This window comes from Phaeovulum molybdatiresistens, from assembly GCF_023544865.1.
GTDB lineage: Bacteria > Pseudomonadota > Alphaproteobacteria > Rhodobacterales > Rhodobacteraceae > Pontitalea.
Genome location: NZ_JAMJFX010000003.1, coordinates 17937 through 39570, shown reverse-complemented (window position 1 = coordinate 39570; position 21634 = coordinate 17937). Strand labels below are relative to the sequence as shown.

Genomic DNA, 21634 nt, shown 5'->3' with positions numbered 1-21634 from the left:
GTCATGCGGGTTGAAGCCTCTTGCACCGGGGGTAGATTGTAGCCCGGTTTCAAGGAGGTTATCATGTTGCGAGCGCTGTTCCTGGCGATCCTGGCGGGCACCCTGCCGACGCAGGCCGCCGCCGAGACGGTCAGCCATTTCACCCTGTCCAACGGCATGGAAGCCGTGGTGATCGAGGATCGCCGGGCCCCGGTGGTGGTGCATATGGTCTGGTACCGCGCCGGTTCCGCCGATGAGGCGCCGGGCAAGTCGGGGGTCGCGCATTTTCTGGAACATCTGATGTTCAAGGGCACCGACGATCTGGCCCCGGGGGAATTGTCAAAGACCGTTTCGGCCAATGGCGGGTCGGACAATGCTTTCACCTCTTACGACTATACCGCTTATTTCCAGCGCATCGCGGCGGATCGGCTGGACCTTGTGATGAAGATGGAGGCCGATCGGATGCGCGATCTGATCCTGTCCGAGGAAGACTGGCGCACCGAACTTCAGGTGATCATCGAGGAACGCAATCAGCGCACCGACAGCGACCCCGCCGCAATCTTTTCCGAACAGCGCCGGGCGGCCCAGTATCTGAACCATCCCTATGCCCGCCCGATCATCGGCTGGCGCCATGAAATGGAAGCGTTGACGCGCGAGGATGCGCAGGACTGGTATGAACGCTTCTATGCGCCCAACAACGCGATCCTTGTGGTCGCCGGAGATGTCAGCGCCGATGAGGTGCGGGCCCTGGCCGAAACCCATTACGGCGGGCTGGAACCGACCCCCGATCTGGCCCCGCGCCAGCGCGTGCAGGAACCGCCGCACCTGGCCGAACGGCGGCTGCGGTATGAAGATGCGCGGGTGGCGCAGCCCTATGTGATGCGCAGTTATCTGGCCCCCGAACGCGACCCAGGCGATCAGGCGCGCGCCGCCGCGCTGACGGTTCTGGCCGAGCTTCTGGGCGGGAACATGGCGACCTCGGTTCTGGGCCGGTCGCTGGTCTTTGACAGTGGCGTGGCGATCTATGCGGCGGCCTTTTATGACGGGCTGTCGCTGGATGACACCACCTTCACCGTGATGGCCGTTCCCGCCGCCGATGTGCCCCTGGCAGAGGCCGAGGCGGCGCTGGATGCGGCTATCGCCCGTTTCCTGGCCGAAGGCGTCGACCCCCAACGGTTCGAACGCATCCGCACCCAGATCCGCGCCGCGGAAATCTATGCGCGCGACAATGCGCAGGGCCTTGCCCACCGCTATGGCGAGGCGCTGGCCACCGGGCTGAGCGTGGCCGATGTGCAGGCCTGGCCCGATGCGCTGATGGCGGTGACCGAGGCCGATGTGATGGCCGCGGCGCGTGACCTGTTCGACCGGCGCCGCGCGGTGACCGGCTATCTGGCCAAACCCGAAGCCGAGGTGACGCAATGATCCGTTTCGTTCTGGCCACCATCGCCGCGATCACCCTTGCCCTGCCGGCCCGGGCCGCCGTTGACATCACGCCGGTCACCTCGCCGGGCGGGATCACCGCCTGGCTGGTGGAAAACCACGACATTCCCTTCACCGCGCTGGAAATCCGGTTCCGGGGCGGGGCCAGCCTGGATGCGCCGGGCAAGCGGGGGGCGATCAACCTGATGACCGCGCTGCTGGAAGAGGGCGCGGGCGACATGGACGCGCAGGCCTTTGCCGAGGCCGCCGAAACGCTGGCCGCGCGCTTTGGCTTTGACGTGGGCGATGACACGCTGTCGATCTCGGCGCAGATGCTGACCGAAAACCGCGATGCGTCGGTGGCGCTGCTGCGCGAGGCGCTGGTCAACCCGCGCTTTGACCAGACCGCGCTGGACCGGGTGCGCGGGCAGGTGTTGTCGGCCATCGCGCGCGCGGAGAAGGATCCCCAGTCAATCGCGGGCGATACCTTTGCGCGGCTGGCCTATGGCGATCATCCCTATGGGTCCTCGATCAATGGCACGGCGGACAGCGTGAATGCGCTGACCCGCGAGGACATGTTCGACGCCCGCGCCCGCGTCATGGCCCGCGACCGGCTGTTCGTATCGGCGGTGGGCGACATCAGCGCCGAAGACCTGGGCGTCCTGCTGGACCGCCTTCTGGGTGATCTGCCCGAAACCGGCGCGCCGATGCCGCCGCGGGCAGACTTGAGCCTGACCGGCGGGATCACCGTGGTGGATCATGACAGCCCGCAATCGGTGGTGATTTTCGGCCATCAGGGCCTTGCCATGGACGACCCCGACTTCTTTGCCGCCTATATCCTGAACGAGGTTCTGGGCGCGGGCGGGTTTTCATCGCGACTGATGAATGAGGTGCGTGAAAAGCGCGGCCTGACCTATGGCATCGCATCCTATATCGTGCCCAAGGATCTTGCGGAAACCTGGCAGGGATCCTTCGCATCGGCCAATGAAAAGGTCGCCGAGGCGATTGGTGTCGTCAGGGCGGAATGGGCGCGTATCGTCGATGAAGGCGTCACCGCGCAGGAACTGGCCGATGCCAAGACCTATCTGACCGGCGCTTATCCGCTGCGCTTTGACGGCAATGGCCGGATCGCGGACATTCTGGTGGGGATGCAGCTGTCTGATCTGCCGATCGACTATGTCAACACCCGCAACGCCAAGGTTGAGGCGGTCACCGCCGAAGATGTCGCCCGTGTGGCGCGCCGGTTGCTGGATGCCCAGGCGCTGCACTTTGTCGTGGTGGGGCGGCCGGTCGGGTTGAACTGACGCCCCGAATCTATGGCTCTGGCGGCGCGGTCATGCTATCTGTTGTGGCATGAACGCAACCCAGCCCAAGATAGGCGCCGCGCGCCCGATCATCCGCCAATTGGATGAAACCGCCGCCAACCGCATCGCGGCGGGCGAGGTGGTGGAACGTCCGGCCTCGGCGGTGAAAGAGCTGGTGGAAAACGCGCTGGATGCCGGGGCCACGCGGATCGCGGTGGATTACGCCGATGGTGGCAAGACGCTGATCCGCATCACCGATGACGGCTGCGGCATGGCGCCCGAAGATCTGCCGCTGGCGCTGTCGCGGCATGCAACGTCCAAGATCGACGGATCGGACCTGCTGAACATCCACACCTTCGGCTTTCGCGGCGAGGCGCTGCCCAGCCTTGGCGCGGTGGGGCGGCTGGCGATCACCTCGCGCGCCGAAGGGTTCGACGCCGCCCGGATCGAGGTCGCGGGCGGGCGCATCGGCCCGGTGAAACCCGCCGCGCTGAACCGGGGCACTGTGGTAGAACTGCGCGACCTGTTCTTTGCCACGCCGGCGCGGCTGAAATTCCTGCGCACCGACCGGGCCGAGGCGGGCGCGATTTCCGATGTGATCAAGCGACTGGCGATGGCGGAACCCTACGTCAGTTTTACGCTCAACGACGTGTCGGGCGGGCAAGCGCGGGAAATTTTCCGCGCCGATGCCGAACAGGGCGATCTGTTCGGCGCGCTGGAACGCCGTCTTGCCCGCGTGCTGGGCCGTGATTTCACCGACAACGCCGTGCCGATCGATGCCGAACGCGAAGGGCTGCGGCTGACCGGCTATGCCGCGCTGCCCACCTATTCGCGCGGCGCGGCGGTGGAACAGTTCCTGTTCGTCAATGGCCGCCCGGTGCGCGACAAGCTGTTGGTGGGGGCGCTGCGCGCGGCCTATATGGATTTCCTGTCGCGTGATCGCCACCCCGCCGCCGCCCTGTTCCTGACCTGCGACCCGGAACGCGTGGACGTCAACGTCCATCCCGCCAAGGCCGAGGTGCGCTTTCGCGAGGCGGGTCTTGCGCGCGGCCTGATCGTGACCGCGCTGCGCCATGCGCTGGCGGGGGCGGGGCATCGGGCGTCCAGCACCGTGGCGGGGGCGACGCTGGGCGCGATGCGGCCCGAACCCGCGCCCTTCCCGCGCGTCTATCAGATGGACCGCCCATCGCAGGGGGCACTGCAGGCCAGCTATGCGGCGCAGGCACCGATCTTTGCCGAAAGCCCGCAGCCCTTTGCCGCGCCCTTCGCGCCCACCGCCCGCGTGGCCGACCCTGCCCCGCCCACGCCCGACCTGACCGCGCGGCCCTTGGGCGCGGCCCGCGCGCAGGTGCATGAAAATTACATCATCGCGCAGACCGACACCGGCATCGTGATCGTCGATCAGCACGCCGCGCATGAGCGGCTGGTCTATGAACGGCTGAAACGCCAGATGGCGGAAAACGGGGTGGCCGCGCAGGCCCTGCTGATCCCCGAGATCGTGGAGCTTTCCCCGCAGGATGCCGCGCGCCTGCTGGACATGGCCGACGACCTTGCCCGCCTTGGCCTGACGATCGAACCCTTTGGCGGCGGCGCCATCGCCGTGCGTGAAACGCCTGCGATCCTTGGTGAAATCAACGCCGCCGCGCTGTTGCGCGATGTGCTGGACGAACTGGCCGATCTGGGCGACAGCCAGCGCCTGCAAGCCCGGATCGAGGCGGTTCTGTCGCGCATGGCCTGCCACGGCTCGGTCCGGTCGGGCCGCCAGATGCGCCCCGAGGAGATGAACGCGCTGCTGCGCGAAATGGAGGCGACACCCCATTCCGGCCAGTGCAACCACGGGCGGCCCACCTATGTCGAGCTGCGGCTGGCCGATATCGAGCGGCTGTTCGGGCGCACATGATCCAGCTGGGCCAGACCGCATTTGCGCTGGACCATCCGGCGGTGCTGGCAGCCCTCGCAGGGCTTTCACTGCTGGTGGTGCTGCTGCTTTTGGTCCTGCGCGCCGCCAGCCGGTCGGCCCGGGCCCTTGATCCGGTGGTCATGCAGCTGACGTCCCTGGGCCAGCGGGTGCAAAGCCTGTCGGACGGGCAGCAACAGCTGGCCGGGGGCTTGCATCATGTGTCCGAGGCGCAAGTGACCAGCCAGACCCGGATGCTGGCCCTGATGGAACAGCGGCTGGCCGATGTGTCGCGCGGCATGACCGAAAGCCTGCATGGCACCGCCACCCGCACCGCCCGAAGCCTGGGCGACCTGCAGCAGCGCCTTGAGGCGATCGACCGCGCGCAGGCCAATATCGAGAAACTGTCGGGCAATGTGCTGGGCCTGCAGGATATCCTGTCGAACAAGCAGACCCGCGGCGCCTTTGGCGAAATCCAGCTGCATGACATCGTGCAAAAGGCGATGCCCTCGGACAGCTACACGATGCAGGCGACGCTGTCGAACGGGCGGCGGGCGGATTGCCTGATCCACCTGCCCAATCCGCCCGGCCCCATCGTCATCGACAGCAAATTCCCGCTGGAGGCCTATGAGGCCCTGCGCCGCGCCGAAAACCAAAGCCAGATGATCGAGGCGCAGCGGATGATGCGCATTGCGGTGCGGGCGCATATCAAGGCGATTTCCGAACGCTACATCCTGGAAGGCGAAACCGCCGATGGCGCGCTGATGTTCCTGCCCTCCGAGGCGGTCTATGCCGAATTGCACGCCAATTTCCCCGAACTGGTGCGTGAGGGGTTCGCCGCCAAGGTCTGGATCGTGTCACCCACCACCTGCATGGCCACGCTGAACACGATGCGCGCGGTGCTGAAGGATGCGCGGATGCGCGAACAGGCCGGCGCGATCCGCAAGGAACTGGCGGCGCTTTACGCCGATGTGGACCGGCTGGGGACACGGGTGGAAAACCTTGACCGGCACTTTGGCCAAGCGGCGAAGGACATCGAGGAAATCAAGATCTCGGCGGAGAAGGCGGGCAAGCGCGCCCGCCGTCTGGACAATTTCGACTTTGAGGAACTGGCCCCCGATACCACGCCCCGGGTTGTGCAGATCGACTAGATCCGCAGGAAGGGCTGGGCGACCTTGTGGATCAGCCGGCGGAATTTCAGCGGCGCATCGGTGACGGCCAGGCAGATGCAATCCTCGCCCAGCTCGGCCACCGGGGTATGTTCCACCGCCTCATCGGCGCATTCCACATCGCCGCGCGCGAAACGGCCATCCTCATCCCGAAAGGCGCCCTGCAGCACCAGCGTCAGTTCACGCCCGTTGTGGCCGTGATCGGGCACCGCAACGCCCGCAGGGATATACAAAAGCCGCGCGCGGCCCGTCCCACAGGTGCGCAATATGGCTTGCCGCACCCCCATGCCGACCGGGCGCCAGCGCACCGCCGCCAGATCGCCACCGACATAATCCTGCAAGGGCGCGGGCAGCACGCCTGCCGACCGGCGCGGTTTGGTATCCCCGGGTCCGCCCGCAATGCGCGCGAACACCGCGTCCAGACTGCCCTCGTCCATCGCAACCGCGCCTGCGGTTTCCAGGACCGACCCGCCCAATGCCTCCAGCGCGCCCAGCCGCGCGCGACATTCGTCGCACAGCGACACATGCGTGGCCACGGCCAAGGCGAAAGCCTCATCCAGAACCCCGGTGGCGTAATCGGCCAGCAGGTCTTCGGTCAGGTGGTGGTTGATCGTGTCTTGCGTCATGGCTTCATCGCTTCAGTTCGTGTCTCAGCCGGTCAAGCGCCAGCCGCAGACGGGATTTGATCGTGCCCAGCGGCAACCCGGTTTCATGCGCGATTTCGGAATGGGTCAGTTCCCCGAAATACGCCCGTTCGATCAATTCCCTCTGTTTTTCGGGAAGCTGGGCCAGGGCCTGGCCAAGCCGTTCGGTTTCCTGCTGCAGGGCCATCACCTCGGCCTGGTCCGGCTCGGGTTCTGGGCCCCAGGGCAAATCCTCGGGTTCGGGGCGGCGCGTGCGGCGGATCGCATCGATCCGGCGGTTGCGCGCGATGGTAAAGATCCACGTCGCCACGCTGGCGCGGGTCGGGTCGAACAGATGCGCCTTGTTCCACAAGGTCGCCATCACGTCCTGCGTCACCTCTTCGGCCTGGGGGGCGCTGGCGCCGCCCTTCATCAGGAACGCCTTGACCCGCGGCGCGAAATGCCGAAACAGCGCGGCAAATGCCTCGCGGTCCTGCCGGTCGCGCAAGGCCAGCATCGCGCTGGTCCAATCCGCCTCATCACCCTTTACTGCGGTTCTGTCCACACCGGTCCCCATCACGCAAGACCCTTCATCCGGGGCCTTGCTTCGGCGCACAGCATAGGGGCGCGCCGAACGGCGTGCATCAGGAAAAAGGCGCGGGGCGGCTTGCGTCAACATGCAAGGAATACGGCACAGCCGGCCGGGCGGATCACCACGGCCTGGCAAAAAGATGCAAATGATCCGGTCCGCCGATGCCCGCGTATTCCCTTTGGACAACAAAACGGAACGGATCATGCCCTTTGAACATTCGCTTCCCCGCCGCCGCATCGCCATTGTCGGGGCCGGCATTTCCGGCATGGCCGCGGCACACCTGCTGGCGCGCGACAATGCCGTGACGCTGATTGAGGCCGCGCCGCGACTGGGTGGTCATGCGCGCACGGTCCTGGCCGGGAAGCGGGGCGATCAGCCGGTGGATACCGGATTTATCGTGTTCAACCGGGTGAACTATCCCAACCTGTGCCGGCTGTTCGCTGAACTTGACGTGCCGGTCACCGAAAGCGACATGAGCTTTGGGGCATCGATCGACGGCGGGCGGTTCGAATTCGGGTTCAAGAACCTGCGGGCGGTCTTTTCGCAAAAACGGCGGGTCGCGGACCCGCGCTACTGGGGCATGATCCGCGACATCTTCCGCTTCAACGCCCGCGCGCTGGCCAGCGTCGACCGCCCCGACATGGCAATCGGTGAGCTGCTTGCGAAACTGGGCACGGGCGACTGGTTCCGCGACTTCTATATCACGCCGCTGTCGGGCGCGATCTGGTCGACGCCGACGCGCGGCATCCTGGATTTTCCCGCCGAGGCGATGCTGCGCTTCTTCGACAATCACGCGCTGTTGTCGACCACGGGCCAGCACCAGTGGTATACGGTGCAGGGCGGGTCGATCGAATATGTCCGCCGGCTGGAGGCGTCCTTGCGCGCACGCGGCGTCAGCATCCGCACCAACGCCCCGGTGGCGGGCATCACCCGCGCGCCTACGCCGATGCTGCGCTGTGAAGGGGGCGAGTGGGAAAGCTTTGACGAGGTGATCCTGGCCACGCATTCCGATGACGCGCTGGCGCTGCTGTCCGACCCCCGCCCCGAGGAACGCGCCGCGCTGTCGCGCATTCGCTATCAACCGAACGAGGCCATTCTGCATGCCGACCCCGCGGTGATGCCGCGGCGCAAATCGGCCTGGGCCAGCTGGGTCTATACCGAAGACCGCAATGCCGCGCGCGACCGGATCGGGCTGACCTACTGGATGAACTCGCTTCAGCCGATCCCGAAGGATGACCCGCTGTTTGTCACGCTGAACCCGAACCGCCCGATCCGCGACGATCTGGTCCATGACCGGGTCACCTTCCGCCACCCGGTCTATGATCTTGCGGCGCTGGAAGGGCAGCGGATGGTGCGCGCGCTGAACGGCGCGAACGGCACCTGGTTCTGCGGCGCCTGGATGCGCAACGGCTTTCACGAGGACGGCTTTGCCAGCGCCGTCGACGTGACCGAGGCGCTGATCACCCGCGAAAGGATGGCGGCATGACCCCGGTCCTGCATCTGCGCGGCCATACCGTGCACGCCCGGCACGGGGCGGTTATGCATCGGTTCGGCTATGGCGTGGATTACCTTTTGACCGCGCCCGAGGCCGATCAGCCCAGACCCCGCCTGCTGGCCCGCAACCGCGCAGGCCTTGTGTCGGTGCATGACGCCGATCACGGCGGCCCGCCCGGAAAAGGCCGTGGCGCGGCCTGGCTGCGCGACCTGCTGACACGCGAAGGGGTGCACATCCCGAACCTGTCGATCCGGCTGTTGGCGCAGCCGCGCGTTCTGGGCCATGTGTTCAACCCCGTGTCGTTCTGGCTGTGCCATGACGGGTCAGACCAGCTGCGCGCCGTGGTGGCCGAGGTGACCAATACCTTCGGCGACCGCCATTCCTATCTGTGCGCGCATCCCGATCTGGCCCCGATCACCCCCCAGGATCGGCTGACCGCGCGCAAGATCTTTCACGTGTCGCCGTTTCAGCCGGTTTCGGGCGAATACCGCTTCCGCTTTGACATCGGGACGGACAAGATCGGCATCCTGATCGATTACCGCGATGGCGCGGATGGCGGGGTCCATGCCACGCTGACGGGCCGGCTTGCCCCCCTGACCAACCGCGGCATCCTTGCGGCCTGCCTGCGCCGGCCCTTTGGGTCGCGCCGGGTTCTGGCGCTGATCCACTGGCAGGCGCTGCGGCTGTTCCTGAAGCGCGCACCCTACCGCACCCGCCCCGAGCCCCCGGCACAAGAGGTATCGCGATGATCGGCACCCCGCGGCCCAAGATCAGGTCCTGACCCATGTCCCCGTTCCTTGCTTTCCTGTCGGGCGTCGTTGCCGCCGTGCTTGGCCTGTTTCTGGTCCGCCGCAAGTTCGGCTTTGCCGCGCAGCGCCCCGCCGATTACGCCGATGGCGCCCCGGCCTTCGACATCCGCCGCGAATTCGCCGGCCCCCTGCGCTGTCAAGGCGTGATCTACGGGCCGCTGGGTCGTGTCGAATCGCGGTTCGCCGCTGATATGAACGGCAGATGGGATGGCGACACCTGCCAGTTGGCCGAGGAATTCCGCTATGCCAGCGGCGCCACCCAATCGCGATGCTGGACGTTGCACCTGGCCGCCGACGGCAGCATCCGCGCCGAGGCGCCCGATGTTGTCGGCACCGGAACCGGCCGCCAGCATGGCAGCGCCGTGCATCTGCGCTATCGTATTCGCCTGCCCGCTGATTCCGGTGGCCATGTCCTGTCAGTGACCGACTGGATGTATCTTGCCCCCGATGGCAGCATCGTGAACCGCAGCCAGTTCCGCAAATTCGGCATCAAGGTCGCTGAACTTGTGGCAACCATGCACCGCCCCGCGTTGTGACCTGTCGGCCCGGAAAGGCTTGCGCCCGCCCCCCGTTGCGGCAAGACTGACCGCAACCAGGAGAGCACCATGTTGCAGATCAGCCCCGCGAAAATCGCCCATGTCATCATCCGCGCCCGCGAATTCGACGCGGGTATCCCCGGCACCGGGCATGAAGACGAATTGCGCGCCTTCATCGCAAGCCTGAATGACGATGAACAGGCCAGCCTGGTCGCCGTGATGTGGATCGGGCGCGAAACCTTCGCGCCCGAAGAACTGGCAGAGGCGATCGCCACGGCCCGCGCCGAAAAGACCGCCCCGACCGAGAATTACCTGCTGGGCATCCCGCTGTTGTCGGATTACCTGGAAGACGGGATGGAGGCGCTTGGCATCACCCTGGAAGAGGCCGAGGAAGACATCTTCCCCACCACGTGACCGGGGCGCAACGACCCTAGGCCACCAGCCGGTAGCCCCCCGATTCCGTCACCAGAAGCCGCGCGTTTGACGGATCGGGCTCAATCTTCTGGCGCAGCCGGTAGATATGGGTTTCCAGCGTGTGGGTGGTGACCCCGGCGTTATAGCCCCAGACCTCATGCAGAAGAACGTCGCGCGGCACCACCCCGTCGGCGGCGCGGTAAAGGAACTTCAGGATGTTGGTCTCTTTCTCGGTCAGCCGGATCTTGCGGTCCTTTTCGTCGATCAGCATCTTCATCGCCGGCTTGAACGTATAGGGGCCAAGCTGGAAGACCGCATCTTCGGATTGTTCATGCGTGCGCAGCTGCGCGCGCAACCGGGCCAGCAGCACGGGGAACTTGAAGGGCTTGGTGATGTAATCATTCGCCCCGCTGTCCAGCCCCAGGATCGTGTCAGCATCGGTGTCATGCCCGGTCAGCATCACGATCGGGCATTTCACCCCATGCTTGCGCAGCTTCTTGCACAGCTCGCGCCCATCGGTATCGGGCAGCCCGACATCCAGGATCACCAGATCGTAAAGCGCCCCCTTGGCCTTTTCGACCGCCTCGGCGCCCGACCCTGCCTCGAACACGTCGAAATCATCGGTCGCGACCAATTGCTCGGCCAGCGCTTCGCGCAGGTCGGTATCGTCATCCACCAGAAGAATTTTCTTAAGTCCCGGCATATTGGCCTCCTGTTCTTTGGGACAAAGCTGTCTTGTCATCACGGGCGCGGCAAGGGGTGTGAAATCTTTCTCACGCGGACGTGTCGGAATGCGGGGATATGTTTCAATTTGTTTCACCCAGGGCTATCTGTAAGGCATGACGATGCCACCCGCCCTGGGCCCCACGGCCACCGAACGCCTCAATCGCGCCCGCGCCGATCTGCGCATGGGCCTGCCCATCGTGCTGTCCGGCAAGGCGCTGGCCGTCGCGGTCGAGACCTTGTCGCCTGAACGCCTTGCCGCACTGTCCGCGCTGGGGCCGCTGACGCTGGCGCTGACCGCGCGCCGGGCCGAGACGCTGAAGGCGCGCGCCTATGATGGCGACCTGGCCCGGATCAGCGTGCCGCCAGGGGCGGATCTGGCCTGGCTGCGCGCGCTGGCCGACCCCGCCGATGATCTGCGCATGCCAATGAAGGGCCCCCTGGCCACCCTGCGTGATGGCCCCGCAGATCTGGCGCGCGCCGCCCTTGCGCTGACGAAGTCGGCCCACCTTCTGCCCGCGGCCATTCTGGTCACACTCGACACCGCCGCGCCGCCCGATCTGACCGCGCTTGATGCGGCGGATACCCTGCACCTGATCGCAAGCGAGACCCGCTTTGCCCCGGTGGCCGCCGCCCGCGTGCCGATGCGCGCCGCCGAACAGGGCCGGCTGCACATCTTCCGCCCCGAAGACGGCGGCGAGGAACATTATGCCATCGAAATCGGCAGCCCCCCCCGCGATCAGCCGGTTCTGGCGCGGCTTCACTCGGCCTGCTTCACCGGTGATGTGCTGGGCAGCCTGAAATGCGACTGCGGCCCGCAACTGGATGCCGCCCTGACCCAGATGGGGGCCGAGGGCGCGGGCATCCTGCTCTACCTCAACCAGGAGGGCCGGGGCATCGGGCTGGCCAACAAGATGCGCGCCTATTCGCTGCAGGATCAGGGTTTCGACACGGTCGAGGCCAACCATCGGCTTGGGTTCGAGGATGACGAACGCGATTTCCGTATCGGCGCGGCGCTGCTGAAGAAGCTGGGCTTTTCCAGGGTGCGTCTGCTGACCAACAACCCCGCCAAGGTGGCGATGCTGCAGGCCAATGGCATCATGGTGACGGAACGTGTGCCCCTGCGCGTGGGCCTCAGCCGGCACAATGCGCAATACCTTGCGACCAAGGCGGCCAAATCGGGCCATATCCTGTGACGCCGGATGATCTTGTTCTGACCCCGACGGGACTGCGCTTTCAGGGGCGCCGCTTTCCGGTCACCATCGGGCGCAACGGCATCACCACCGCCAAGCGTGAAGGCGACGGTGCCACCCCCGCAGGCCAGCATCGGATCGTGGGCCTTCTCTACCGCCCCGACCGGATCGCCCGCACGGCCGTGCCACGTTGGGCCGTGCCGATCGGCCCGCAAGACCTGTGGTGCGATGCACCCGACCACACCGATTACAACCACATGGTCCGTGCCCCCTTCGGGGACAGCCACGAAAAGCTGCGCCGTGCCGATCCCCTCTACGATCTGGTGCTGATCACCGACTGGAACTGGCCCTGGGCGGTGCCGGGCAAGGGCTCGGCCATCTTCCTGCACCTGCAACGCCGCCCCGGCTATCCAACCGCAGGCTGCGTTGCCTTCCGCCGCGCCGACCTGTTTTGGGTGGTAAACCGCCTGCGCCCGGGCGCGCGCCTGATCGTGCGCCCGCACTGATCCCTTCTGCTTGGTCGAAATACTCCGGGGGTCCGGGGGCAGCGCCCCCGGCCTAGACGTACGCGCGCGCGCCAAAGATCGCGCTGCCCACGCGTACATGCGTGGCCCCTGCGGCGATCGCCCCTTCGAAATCACCGCTCATCCCCATCGACAGGCCGGGCAGCCCGTTGCGCGCGGCCATTTCGGCCAGCATGGCGAAATGCTGCGCGGGCGCCTCCTCCTCGGGGGGGATGCACATAAGCCCCACGACGGGCAGGTCCAGCCCGCGCGCCATCGCGACGAAATCATCCAGATTGTCGGGCAGCACCCCGGCCTTTTGCGGTTCAACCCCGGTATTCACCTGGATGAACAGATCAGGGCTTGTCCCCCGCGCCTGCGCCAGCCGCGCCAGCTTGTCGGCCAGGGACGGCCGGTCCAGCGTATGGATGGCCTCGAACAGTTCTACCGCCTGCTTTGCCTTGTTGGTCTGCAGCGGCCCGATCATATGCACCGCCACATCGGGAAATTCCGCGCGCCAGGCGGGCCACTTGCCGGCCGCCTCCTGCACGTAATTCTCGCCAAAAAGCCGGTGACCTTCGCGCAGCACAGCCTGAACACGCTCGGTGGGTTGCACCTTGGACACGGCGATCAGCTGAACCGATCCGGCATCGCGCCCCGCCGCGGCCTCGGCCCGGGCGATCCGGTCACGAATTTCATGCAGCCCCATCTTGTCCCTCCGGCAAAAGATCGCCCAAAGCCTCGACCATCTCACCAATCTCGGCCTCATAGCGCTGCCATGCCTTGACCGAGCCTTTCGAAATAGGCTGGCGCACCTGAAAGACCGACAGGGTTTCGACCTTGCGGGTGTTCTTGTGAAAATCAAGGCATTGGTCTTCCCACGCCAGCCCGCAGGCATCGATCAGGCGGCGGCTTTCCGCCTCGGGATTGGCGACCAGATCTTCATACTCGACCACATGGAACCAATCGGGCACGCGCGCCCGCCAGAATTCGACCATGTCGATAAAGCTTCGGTAATAAAGCCCCAGATCGCGCAACGAATAGCCGTAAAGATGCGTGCCCTCGGCAAATTTGTTCTTGTAGATCGACAACAGCGTATCGCGCGGATCGCGGCGCACCACGACAAAGCGCGCCTTGGGCAGCGCCAGGCGGATCAAGCCCATGTATTGATAGGTCAGAATCGACTTGTCGGTGACATGCGGCGCATCGGGAAAGCGCGCGCGCATCGCATCGGCATAGTTATGCCCCAGCGCGGCAAAAACCGCATCGGGGACGTCGCCCGCGCGGCGCAGCCCGCCATCGGGCCCGCGCAACGCGGCCAGCGCCAGCCCTGCGGCGATGCCCACCTCGCCCGCGCCGGATACCGCGGAATGGCTGGATATGATCTGTTCCACCAGCGTCGTGCCCGACCGCGGCATGCCGGTCACGAAAATCGGGGCATAATCGCTTGCCCCGTCGATGCGCGCGGCGTGAAAATCGAACCCCTCCAGCGCGGCCTTGAAATCACGGATTTCATCCAGCCGCTGATGGATGTCATAGGGCCATTGCTTGCGCATCAGCGCATTGGCGGTGTTCAGATAGGGGAATACCCGGCCGTAATCCTTCACATCCTCCAACGCCTTGGCGATCGCAAAGCCAAGGTTCATGCGATCGGTGTCCCGCGTGGCGGGGTCATCAAACCGGGCGATCATCTGCGGCAGAAGCGGGTCATCGGCCCGCGTCTTGTGCGAGGCGATGAACAGCCGGTAGTTTTCGCCATTCGACGGATCGGCCTGAAAACAGCGGCGGAACCAGGTTTCGGCGGCCTCGAAATCGCCCAATGTCTGCAGCAGCTGCGCCTTGCCCGACAGCGCCGTGGACAGCCTGGGCGCCAGGTCAAGCGCGCGGTCATACAGGCCCAGCGCTTCCTGATCCTGGCCCAGTCGTGACAGCGCCTGCGCCAGCAGCACAAGCGCATCGGGCCGGGTCGGCGCCGCGGCCACCGCATCGCGCAGCGCCTCGGCGGCGGCGGCGTGATCGCCAAAGCGGGTGTGCGTATTGGCCAGAACGATCAGCGTGGGCGCAGATTTCGGCGCCAGCCGGGCGGCTTTGCGCGCATAGGCCAGGGCGGCGCGTTCCTGACGGGTGCGGTTCAGCGCATCGGCGAGATTGGTCAGCGCCACCGGCCAGTTCGGCGCGGCCATCACTGCCGCGCGCAGCGGTGCCACGGCCTCCTCTGCCCGGTTCAGTTCCAGCAGCAGCTGGCCCATGTTGTTCAGCGCGTCGGCATAGCCGCGTTCCAGCGTTGCCGCGCGCTGAAAACTGGCCAGCGCCGCCGCATGCCGCCCGATCCGCAGCTGTGCGATGCCCAGCGCATTGGCAAGGCCCGCCGATTGCGGGTGGCGGGCGGCCTCGGCGGTGGCCAGGCGTTCCGCTTCGGCCAGTTTTCCAGCGCTGCCCAGTTTGGCGATCCGGTCAAGAACCGGGCGCAGGGCAGGCGGAATGCCCGGCACCGGACGCGCGCGGTGGGGGGCAAAACGGTCCTGCAGCGCGATCCGCAACTGGGGCGCAAGCTGCGCCTGTTTAACGGCCTTCAGAAATGCATCCTCGGCCGTTGTATCGGCGGCAAGGGCGACGGCATCGGCCCAGGCCAGCCAGATTGCGGGTTCAGCGGGTTTCAGCGCGGCGGCGGCGGCAAGATGGGGCAGTGCCCGGGGGCTTTGGCCCGCAGCGGTATGGATGCGCCCGATCTGGAAATACGCCTCGGCGATGCGGGGGTTGGCCGCGATGATCCGGGTATAGCGGTCCAGCGCCGCCGGATGGCGCCCTTCGGCCTGAAGCTTCATCGCCTCGGCATAAAGCGCCTGCAACTGTTTGGGATCAAGGTTCGACATCGGGCGCCCTTTCCATCGGTGGGGCGGACCTTATCGCCGTGGCCTTGGCTTGTCGAGGCAACGGGCCGCAGCGGCCAGGTGGGCGAACGCCCAAAAGGAAAGAGCGGGCCGAAGCCCGCTCTGCCTTGTTCTGACTGTGCGTCAGATCAGAACTTCAGGATGATACCAGCCTGATACTTCTCGAGGCTCGCGCCGCCATTGAACTTCTCGGAAACCATACCCGCGAACAGGTTGGTGCCGCCGCCCAGGGCGTAGGACGCGCCGATGCCATAGCTTTCGACGTCAGCCGCGTTCACGTCGGCGTCGATTTCGCCGTAGGACGCGCCAACGGTGATCGCGCCGGTGGTGTAGGAAGCACCGATACCCCACTGGTCAGCGTCGTTGCCAGCGCCGTTGAAGTTCTCGATGGTGGCATACTGAGCGGTCATGCCCAGGCCGTTGTCGAGCTTCACGCTTGCGCCGATGGCGGCGACTTTGGCGTCAGCAGCAGCGCCCGCAACGATCGTGCCGTTGTCGGGGTTCACGCCGGAGTGGTTCGCACCAACACCTTCGTAGTCCGAAGCAACCTGATAACCGGCCGACAGGGTCACCGAACCACCGGTGATGGCCATGTTGTAGGCAGCACCGATCGACCAGCCGATGTCCTTGACGTCGTTTTCGTCGACTTCCAGCGAGGCAGCCAGCACGATGTCGCCCATGGCGTAGTCGTAACGCATGATGGTGTTGTCAACCGACTCATCCAAGAAGTTGGCGAAGGCGCCAGCGTGGATGGTGTATTCGTCGGTCAGGCTCGCACCCTGGGTGGTTTCAGCCATCACCTGGTCGATAGCCGAGTTGGTGTCGCCGAAGGTCACCTTGCCGAACGCGCCCGAAACCCAAACGGCTTCGTTCTTGTTCTTGGTCAGCGCAGCTTCGTCCAGTTCGATGTAGGCACCGAACGCCAAGCCACCATCGGTTTCACCGGTCATGGTGAAGCCGACATCGGCGAGGGTCAGGAAGCGGGCGTGATCGCCGTTGGCCTGGCCGTCACCACCAATGATGGAGATGACGCCAACCCCCGACAGGGAGACTTCGGCGGCGGCGGCGCCGGCGAAAGCGACCAGAGCGGTCGAAGCCAGAAGAATTTTTTTCATCGTTTTCCCTCGTTGTCTCAAGAGTGAAGCCCAACTCAGGGGAATCCGAATTGGGTATGCTGCTTTTTCACCCCCTTGCCCCGGCAATGCAACGGAAACGGCCCGATCCGGTCGAAAGCCCGCCTGCGTGGTGCAGTCTTGCCACAGTAGGGCCGGCGGCGGGCAGGCGGCGGCTGGCGCGGGGGCGGGTGGCGCGGGGGCGGGGAAAAACCTTGTCGCCCACGGGGCCTTGGGCTAGAGATCGGGAAAGGATGAAGGGGGCGGCTTTCCGATGACCATGAAACGCATCGCGCGCGCTTGCGGCATTGTGATGGCAGGCGCGGCGCTGGCCAGCTGCGGCAGCGGCAATGAACTTTTGGGTTCGCGCGAGGCGGCGTTGGAACAACGCGCCAATCTTGCGCGCACGGCCGATCCCCAGCCGCTGCGGTCATCGGTCTTTGATCTGTTCGCCAACAACGACGATCCGAACACCACGCTGGAAGTGAACAGATACCTGTGGCAGGCCTCGCTTGAGGTGCTGGATTTCCTGCCGGTCGAATCCGTCGATCCGTTTTCGGGCGTGATCGTGACCGGCTATGGCACCCCGCCCGGCGGCGGGCGCGCCTATCGCGCCACGGTCTATGTGCAAGACCCCGCGCTGGATGCGCGCAGCCTGAAGGTCGCGCTGGAAAGCCGCGGCGGGGCGGTTTCGGCCGATACCGTGCGCGCGGTTGAAGATGCGATCCTGACGCGCGCGCGCCAGCTGCGCATCCGCGATTCGAAGCTCTGACCCCCTGATTTCGGGGGCGCGAATCCCGGCCGTGGGGTGATCTGGCTGCGGTGGAACGCTCCGCGGGGGATATTTGGGCAAAGCCGAAGGCCTGATCTCTGGACCTTTGCGGGTGTGCCGGTGTAGCACGGGCAGCGCAGATTTCCGCATGAGGGGCAGACATGTCGCGTTACGAACCCAGCCAGAGCGAAGCAAAATGGCAGGCCGCCTGGGACGCGGCCCATATCTTTGAGGCGCGGCGCGATCCAGCAAAGCCGAAATATTATGTGCTGGAGATGTTCCCCTACCCCTCGGGGCGGATCCACATGGGGCATGTGCGCAACTATACGATGGGCGACGTCGTTGCGCGCTACAAAATGAGCTGCGGGTTTTCGGTGCTGCATCCGATGGGCTGGGACGCCTTCGGGATGCCGGCGGAAAACGCGGCGATGGAACGCGGCGGCCATCCCAAGGACTGGACCTATGGCAACATCGCCGACATGCGCGGCCAGATGAAGCCGCTGGGCCTGTCGATCGACTGGAGCCGCGAATTCGCCACCTGCGACCCGGAATATTACGGCCAGCAGCAGGCGATGTTCCTGGACATGCTGGACGCGGGGCTGGTCTATCGCAAGAACGCCGTGGTGAACTGGGACCCGGTCGACATGACCGTTCTGGCCAATGAGCAGGTGATCGACGGCAAGGGCTGGCGGTCGGGCGCGCAGGTCGAACGCAAGGAACTGACGCAGTGGTTCTTCCGCATCTCGGATTACGCGGGGGAATTGCTGGACGCGCTGGACAGGCTGAGGGACTGGCCCGAAAAGGTGCGCCTGATGCAGGCCAACTGGATCGGGAAAAGCCGCGGGCTGCAATTCGCCTTTTCCACCGTGGACGCGCCCGAAGGCTTTGACCGGCTGGAGGTTTATACCACCCGCCCCGACACGCTGATGGGCGCAAGTTTTGCCGCGATCAGCCCCGATCATCCGCTGGCCCGGCATCTGGAGCGCCACAATCCCAAGATCGCGGATTTCGTGGCCGAATGCCGCCGCATCGGCACCACCGAAGAGGCGCTGGAAAAGGCCGAAAAGCGCGGCATGGACACCGGCATCCGGGTGCGCCACCCGATGGATGAGGCGTGGGAGCTGCCGGTCTATATCGCCAATTTCATCCTGATGGATTACGGCACCGGCGCTATCTTTGGCTGCCCGGCGCATGATGCGCGCGACCATGAATTCGCCACCAAATACGGCCTGCCAATCGAGCCCGTCTTTGCCCCGCTGGAAGGCGACTATCCGGCGGGCGAATATGTGCCGCTGAAATCCGAAGCTGTGCGCTATGTCCGCGGTTTCGCCGGGGACGAGGTGCAGACCGGCGAAGACGCCGTTGCCGCCGCCATCGCCTTTTGCGAAGCCAATGGCATCGGGCATGGCGTCACCAACTATCGCCTGCGCGACTGGGGCCTGTCGCGCCAGCGCTACTGGGGCTGCCCGATTCCGGTGGTGCATTGCGCGACCTGTGGCGTGGTGCCGGAAAAGAAGGAAAACCTTCCGGTCCGGCTGCCCGACGATGTGACCTTTGACCAGCCGGGCAACCCGCTGGACCGCCACCCGACCTGGCGCGATTGCACCTGCCCGAAATGTGGTGGCGCAGCCAGGCGGGAAACCGACACGATGGATACCTTCGTCGATTCCAGCTGGTATTACGCGCGCTTCACCAGCCCGCATGCGGCGACCCCCACCGATGCGGCCGAGGCCGATTACTGGATGAACGTTGACCAGTATATCGGCGGCATCGAACATGCGATTCTGCACCTGCTGTATTCGCGCTTTTTCGCCCGCGCGATGCACAAGACCGGCCACCTGCCCGCCAAGGCGATCGAGCCGTTCGACGCGCTGTTCACGCAGGGCATGGTCACGCATGAAATCTACATGACCCGCGATTCGCAGGGCCGCCCCGTCTATCACCTACCCGAGGATGTCGAGAACGGCGTGCTGAAGGCCACCGGCGAGACGGTCGAGATCATCCCCTCGGCCAAGATGTCGAAGTCGAAAAAGAACGTCGTGGACCCGATGAACATCATCCGCGACTTTGGCGCCGATACCGCGCGCTGGTTCGTCATGTCCGACAGCCCGCCTGAACGCGACGTGGAATGGACCGCCGCAGGCGCCGAGGCTGCGAACAAGTTCCTGGCCCGCGTCTGGCGCATCGCCAATGACATCGCCGAAGGCGCCGGTGGCGATGCCGCCGCCGATCTGGCGCTACGCAAGGCCGCGCACAAGGCGATTGACGAGATCACGAAATCCATCGACGGCTTTGCCTTCAACAAGGCGGTGGCGAAGATCTATGAACTGGCCAACACGCTGTCGAAATCCGCCGCCTCGAATGAGGCGCGTCGCGAAACGATGCGGGTCATGGCGCAGCTGATGGGGCCGATGGTGCCGCATCTGGCCGAGGATGTCTGGGCGCTGATGGGCGGGCACGGGTTCGTGGTGCAGGCCCCCTGGCCCAAGGCAGACCCTGCCCTGCTGGTTGATGACACGGTGGTGCTGCCGATCCAGATCAACGGCAAGCGCCGCTCGGAACTGACCGTGCCCAAGGACATGCCCGCGACAGAGGTTGAAAAACTGGCGCTGGCCGATGAGACTGTGATCAAGGTGCTGGCAGGCCAGCCGCCGAAAAAGCTCATCGTGGTGCCGGGGCGTATCATCAATGTCGTCATCTGACCGCCGAACCTTCCTGTTGCTGGCCGGCGCCACGGCGCTGGCTGGCTGCGGATTTGCGCCGGCCTATGCGCCCGGCAGCGGGGCGGCGGGGCTGTTGGGGCAGGTCACGCCCGATGCGCCGACCACGCGGGATGAATTCGCGCTGATCCGGCGGCTTTCGGAACGGCTTGGCCCGGCACAGGGCGCGCGCTACCGCCTGGCTTATGACGTGCGCACCACCACGATCGGTCAGGCGATCACGCCCGAAAACATCACCACCCGCCATTCGCTGAACGGCACGGTCGACTATACCCTGCATGATGCGGCCAGCGATGCGGTGCTGGTGAACGGCCGCGTCGCCTCGTTCACCTCATGGTCGGCAACGGGGTCAACCGTGTCCACGCTGACGGCCGAACAGGATGCCCATGAACGGCTGATGCGGCTGCTGGCGGATCAGATCGTGACGCGGCTGCTGGCGCAGGCGGGGTCCTTGCCGCAATGAAGCTGACCGGGGTGGCCGCAACCCGCTATTTCGCCCGGCCTGAACCGGGCCGCACCGGGCTTTTGATCTTTGGCGCCGATGCGATGCGCGTGGCCCTGCGCCGGCAAGAGGTGATCGCCGCCCTGATCGGCCCGGACGGCGAGGCCGAGATGCGCCTGACCCGGATCCCCGCCGCAGATCTGCGCAAGGACGGGGCGGCGCTGCTGGATGCGGTCAAGGCGGTAGGGTTTTTCCCCGGCCCGCGCGTGGCCTTTGTCGAGGATGCCACCGACACGCTGGCCCCCACGATCAAGGCCGCGTTGGCCGACTGGCGCGACGGCGATGCGCAGATCATCGTCACCGCCGGGTCGCTGACCGCCAAATCAGCGCTTCGCAAGCTGTTTGAGGATCACAAGAACGCCTATGGGATCGGCATCTACGACGATCCCCCGTCGCGCGAAGAGATCGAAGAGACCTTGCGCAAGGCGGGGCTGGCGCGGATCGGCCCCGAGGCGATGACCGATCTTCTGGCGCTGGCCAAGGATCTGGACCCCGGCGATTTTCGCCAGACGGTGGAAAAGATCGCGCTCTACAAATACGGCGATGCCGAACCGCTGACCCCCGCCGATGTTGCCGCCTGCGCCCCCGCCACCGTCGAGGCCGAGGTGGATGACGTGCTGCACATCGTTGCCGAAGGGCGCACCGCAGAACTTGGCCCGATGATGCGGCGGCTGGAAGGGCAGGGTGTCAACCCGGTGACGCTGGCCATTTCCGCGCTGCGCCATTTCCGCGCGCTGCATGCCGCCGCCGCCGACCCCGGTGGCCCCGGCGCGGGCATGGCGCGGATGCGCCCGCCGATCTTTGGCCCCCGGCGTGACCGGATGCAGCGGCAGGCGCAGGCCTGGGGGATGTTCCGCCTGGAAGATGCGATCCGGGCGCTGATCGAAACCGATCTGACGTTGCGGTCGTCCAGCCGGGCACCGGCGATGGCGGTGATGGAACGCGCGCTGATCCGGCTGGCGATGATGGCGCGGCGCTGAC

General features: G+C 65.8%; 20 protein-coding genes. 14 read left to right on the top strand and 6 right to left on the bottom strand.

All coding sequences use genetic code 11. From position 1 onward, the window contains the following. Window positions 1–60 precede the first annotated feature (60 nt). Genes MXB90_RS03625 through MXB90_RS03610 form a run of 4 tightly spaced genes read left to right on the top strand, consistent with a single transcriptional unit; the run spans window position 61 to window position 5750 of the window. Entirely contained in the window at window positions 61–1401 is a 1341-nt protein-coding gene (locus MXB90_RS03625; RefSeq protein ID WP_462982217.1) for a M16 family metallopeptidase, read from the top strand. After that, on the top strand, window positions 1398–2702 hold the full coding sequence (locus MXB90_RS03620) for a M16 family metallopeptidase (RefSeq protein WP_250041210.1): 1305 nt from the start codon (window positions 1398–1400) through the stop codon (window positions 2700–2702). Before MXB90_RS03625 ends, MXB90_RS03620 begins: the two co-directional genes overlap by 4 nt. A 49-nt stretch (window positions 2703–2751) precedes the next feature. Beyond that, on the top strand, window positions 2752–4602 hold the full coding sequence (gene mutL, locus MXB90_RS03615; protein WP_250041209.1) for a DNA mismatch repair endonuclease MutL: 1851 nt from the start codon (window positions 2752–2754) through the stop codon (window positions 4600–4602). Continuing rightward, complete coding sequence (locus MXB90_RS03610) at window positions 4599–5750, top strand: DNA recombination protein RmuC (protein WP_250041207.1); 1152 nt, start codon at window positions 4599–4601, stop codon at window positions 5748–5750. Before mutL ends, MXB90_RS03610 begins: the two co-directional genes overlap by 4 nt. Here MXB90_RS03610 and MXB90_RS03605 read toward each other — a convergent pair. Together MXB90_RS03605 and MXB90_RS03600 are read right to left on the bottom strand one after the other, a co-directional pair. Next, window positions 5747–6394: a ChrR family anti-sigma-E factor gene (locus tag MXB90_RS03605; RefSeq protein ID WP_250041205.1), complete on the bottom strand. Its 648-nt coding sequence runs from the start codon at window positions 6392–6394 to the stop codon at window positions 5747–5749. The genes MXB90_RS03610 and MXB90_RS03605 overlap by 4 nt on opposite strands. Before the next feature lie 4 nt (window positions 6395–6398). Then, window positions 6399–6908: a sigma-70 family RNA polymerase sigma factor gene (locus MXB90_RS03600; RefSeq protein WP_250041519.1), complete on the bottom strand. Its 510-nt coding sequence runs from the start codon at window positions 6906–6908 to the stop codon at window positions 6399–6401. Window positions 6909–7185: 277 nt separating this feature from the next. Here MXB90_RS03600 and MXB90_RS03595 point away from each other — a divergent pair, with 277 nt between their 5' ends. The 4 genes from MXB90_RS03595 (at window position 7186) to MXB90_RS03580 (ending at window position 10237) form a co-directional block, all read left to right on the top strand. Further along, on the top strand, window positions 7186–8469 hold the full coding sequence (locus MXB90_RS03595; protein ID WP_250041202.1) for an NAD(P)/FAD-dependent oxidoreductase: 1284 nt from the start codon (window positions 7186–7188) through the stop codon (window positions 8467–8469). Beyond that, complete coding sequence (locus MXB90_RS03590; RefSeq protein ID WP_250041200.1) at window positions 8466–9227, top strand: DUF1365 domain-containing protein; 762 nt, start codon at window positions 8466–8468, stop codon at window positions 9225–9227. The genes MXB90_RS03595 and MXB90_RS03590 overlap by 4 nt, the downstream gene beginning before the upstream one ends. Before the next feature lie 35 nt (window positions 9228–9262). Further along, window positions 9263–9823, top strand: a complete 561-nt coding sequence (locus tag MXB90_RS03585; RefSeq protein ID WP_250041198.1) for a DUF3833 domain-containing protein — start codon at window positions 9263–9265, stop codon at window positions 9821–9823. A 69-nt stretch (window positions 9824–9892) separates the two neighbouring features. After that, window positions 9893–10237, top strand: coding sequence for a DUF3775 domain-containing protein (locus tag MXB90_RS03580; protein WP_250041196.1), 345 nt, complete (start codon window positions 9893–9895; stop codon window positions 10235–10237). A gap of 16 nt (window positions 10238–10253) precedes the next feature. Here MXB90_RS03580 and MXB90_RS03575 read toward each other — a convergent pair whose 3' ends face one another. After that, window positions 10254–10940, bottom strand: a complete 687-nt coding sequence (locus MXB90_RS03575; protein ID WP_250041194.1) for a response regulator transcription factor — start codon at window positions 10938–10940, stop codon at window positions 10254–10256. A 136-nt stretch (window positions 10941–11076) separates the two neighbouring features. Here MXB90_RS03575 and ribA point away from each other — a divergent pair, with 136 nt between their 5' ends. Both ribA and MXB90_RS03565 read left to right on the top strand, forming a co-directional pair. Then, window positions 11077–12156: a GTP cyclohydrolase II gene (gene ribA, locus MXB90_RS03570; protein ID WP_462982207.1), complete on the top strand. Its 1080-nt coding sequence runs from the start codon at window positions 11077–11079 to the stop codon at window positions 12154–12156. Continuing rightward, entirely contained in the window at window positions 12153–12659 is a 507-nt protein-coding gene (locus tag MXB90_RS03565) for a L,D-transpeptidase family protein (RefSeq protein ID WP_250041192.1), read from the top strand. The genes ribA and MXB90_RS03565 overlap by 4 nt, the downstream gene beginning before the upstream one ends. Window positions 12660–12711: 52 nt before the next feature. On the opposite strand, the gene MXB90_RS03560 is transcribed toward MXB90_RS03565, so the two are convergent. The 3 genes from MXB90_RS03560 to MXB90_RS03550 all read right to left on the bottom strand — a co-directional run bounded on the left by MXB90_RS03560 (window position 12712) and on the right by MXB90_RS03550 (window position 16662). Then, on the bottom strand, window positions 12712–13365 hold the full coding sequence (locus MXB90_RS03560; protein WP_250041189.1) for a YggS family pyridoxal phosphate-dependent enzyme: 654 nt from the start codon (window positions 13363–13365) through the stop codon (window positions 12712–12714). After that, window positions 13352–15529, bottom strand: a complete 2178-nt coding sequence (locus MXB90_RS03555; protein ID WP_250041187.1) for a tetratricopeptide repeat-containing sulfotransferase family protein — start codon at window positions 15527–15529, stop codon at window positions 13352–13354. Before MXB90_RS03555 ends, MXB90_RS03560 begins: the two co-directional genes overlap by 14 nt. A gap of 146 nt (window positions 15530–15675) precedes the next feature. Then, complete coding sequence (locus MXB90_RS03550) at window positions 15676–16662, bottom strand: porin (protein ID WP_250041185.1); 987 nt, start codon at window positions 16660–16662, stop codon at window positions 15676–15678. A 271-nt stretch (window positions 16663–16933) separates the two neighbouring features. Here MXB90_RS03550 and MXB90_RS03545 point away from each other — a divergent pair, with 271 nt between their 5' ends. From MXB90_RS03545 to holA, 4 genes are all read left to right on the top strand, one after another. Next, window positions 16934–17431, top strand: coding sequence for a DUF3576 domain-containing protein (locus MXB90_RS03545; RefSeq protein WP_250041182.1), 498 nt, complete (start codon window positions 16934–16936; stop codon window positions 17429–17431). A gap of 161 nt (window positions 17432–17592) precedes the next feature. Beyond that, window positions 17593–20133, top strand: coding sequence for a leucine--tRNA ligase (leuS, locus tag MXB90_RS03540; RefSeq protein ID WP_250041179.1), 2541 nt, complete (start codon window positions 17593–17595; stop codon window positions 20131–20133). Beyond that, window positions 20120–20614, top strand: coding sequence for an LPS assembly lipoprotein LptE (gene lptE, locus MXB90_RS03535; RefSeq protein ID WP_250041176.1), 495 nt, complete (start codon window positions 20120–20122; stop codon window positions 20612–20614). The genes leuS and lptE overlap by 14 nt, the downstream gene beginning before the upstream one ends. After that, on the top strand, window positions 20611–21633 hold the full coding sequence (holA, locus tag MXB90_RS03530; protein WP_250041174.1) for a DNA polymerase III subunit delta: 1023 nt from the start codon (window positions 20611–20613) through the stop codon (window positions 21631–21633). Before lptE ends, holA begins: the two co-directional genes overlap by 4 nt. The last annotated feature ends 1 nt before the right edge of the window (window position 21634 follow it).

Excerpts from the sequence above, each read along its gene's own strand:
- MXB90_RS03550 (WP_250041185.1), bottom strand. The coding sequence starts at position 16,662 with ATGAAAAAAATTCTTCTGGCTTCGACCGCTCTGGTCGCTTTCGCCGGC.
- MXB90_RS03545 (WP_250041182.1), top strand. The coding sequence starts at position 16,934 with ATGACCATGAAACGCATCGCGCGCGCTTGCGGCATTGTGATGGCAGGC.
- MXB90_RS03605 (WP_250041205.1), bottom strand. The coding sequence starts at position 6,394 with ATGACGCAAGACACGATCAACCACCACCTGACCGAAGACCTGCTGGCC.
- MXB90_RS03585 (WP_250041198.1), top strand. The coding sequence starts at position 9,263 with ATGTCCCCGTTCCTTGCTTTCCTGTCGGGCGTCGTTGCCGCCGTGCTT.
- MXB90_RS03555 (WP_250041187.1), bottom strand. The coding sequence starts at position 15,529 with ATGTCGAACCTTGATCCCAAACAGTTGCAGGCGCTTTATGCCGAGGCG.
- MXB90_RS03610 (WP_250041207.1), top strand. The coding sequence starts at position 4,599 with ATGATCCAGCTGGGCCAGACCGCATTTGCGCTGGACCATCCGGCGGTG.
- MXB90_RS03620 (WP_250041210.1), top strand. The coding sequence starts at position 1,398 with ATGATCCGTTTCGTTCTGGCCACCATCGCCGCGATCACCCTTGCCCTG.
- MXB90_RS03560 (WP_250041189.1), bottom strand. The coding sequence starts at position 13,365 with ATGGGGCTGCATGAAATTCGTGACCGGATCGCCCGGGCCGAGGCCGCG.
- MXB90_RS03575 (WP_250041194.1), bottom strand. The coding sequence starts at position 10,940 with ATGCCGGGACTTAAGAAAATTCTTCTGGTGGATGACGATACCGACCTG.
- mutL (WP_250041209.1), top strand. The coding sequence starts at position 2,752 with ATGAACGCAACCCAGCCCAAGATAGGCGCCGCGCGCCCGATCATCCGC.
- MXB90_RS03600 (WP_250041519.1), bottom strand. The coding sequence starts at position 6,908 with ATGCTGGCCTTGCGCGACCGGCAGGACCGCGAGGCATTTGCCGCGCTG.
- leuS (WP_250041179.1), top strand. The coding sequence starts at position 17,593 with ATGTCGCGTTACGAACCCAGCCAGAGCGAAGCAAAATGGCAGGCCGCC.
- holA (WP_250041174.1), top strand. The coding sequence starts at position 20,611 with ATGAAGCTGACCGGGGTGGCCGCAACCCGCTATTTCGCCCGGCCTGAA.
- MXB90_RS03590 (WP_250041200.1), top strand. The coding sequence starts at position 8,466 with ATGACCCCGGTCCTGCATCTGCGCGGCCATACCGTGCACGCCCGGCAC.
- MXB90_RS03580 (WP_250041196.1), top strand. The coding sequence starts at position 9,893 with ATGTTGCAGATCAGCCCCGCGAAAATCGCCCATGTCATCATCCGCGCC.
- MXB90_RS03595 (WP_250041202.1), top strand. The coding sequence starts at position 7,186 with ATGCCCTTTGAACATTCGCTTCCCCGCCGCCGCATCGCCATTGTCGGG.
- lptE (WP_250041176.1), top strand. The coding sequence starts at position 20,120 with ATGTCGTCATCTGACCGCCGAACCTTCCTGTTGCTGGCCGGCGCCACG.
- ribA (WP_462982207.1), top strand. The coding sequence starts at position 11,077 with ATGACGATGCCACCCGCCCTGGGCCCCACGGCCACCGAACGCCTCAAT.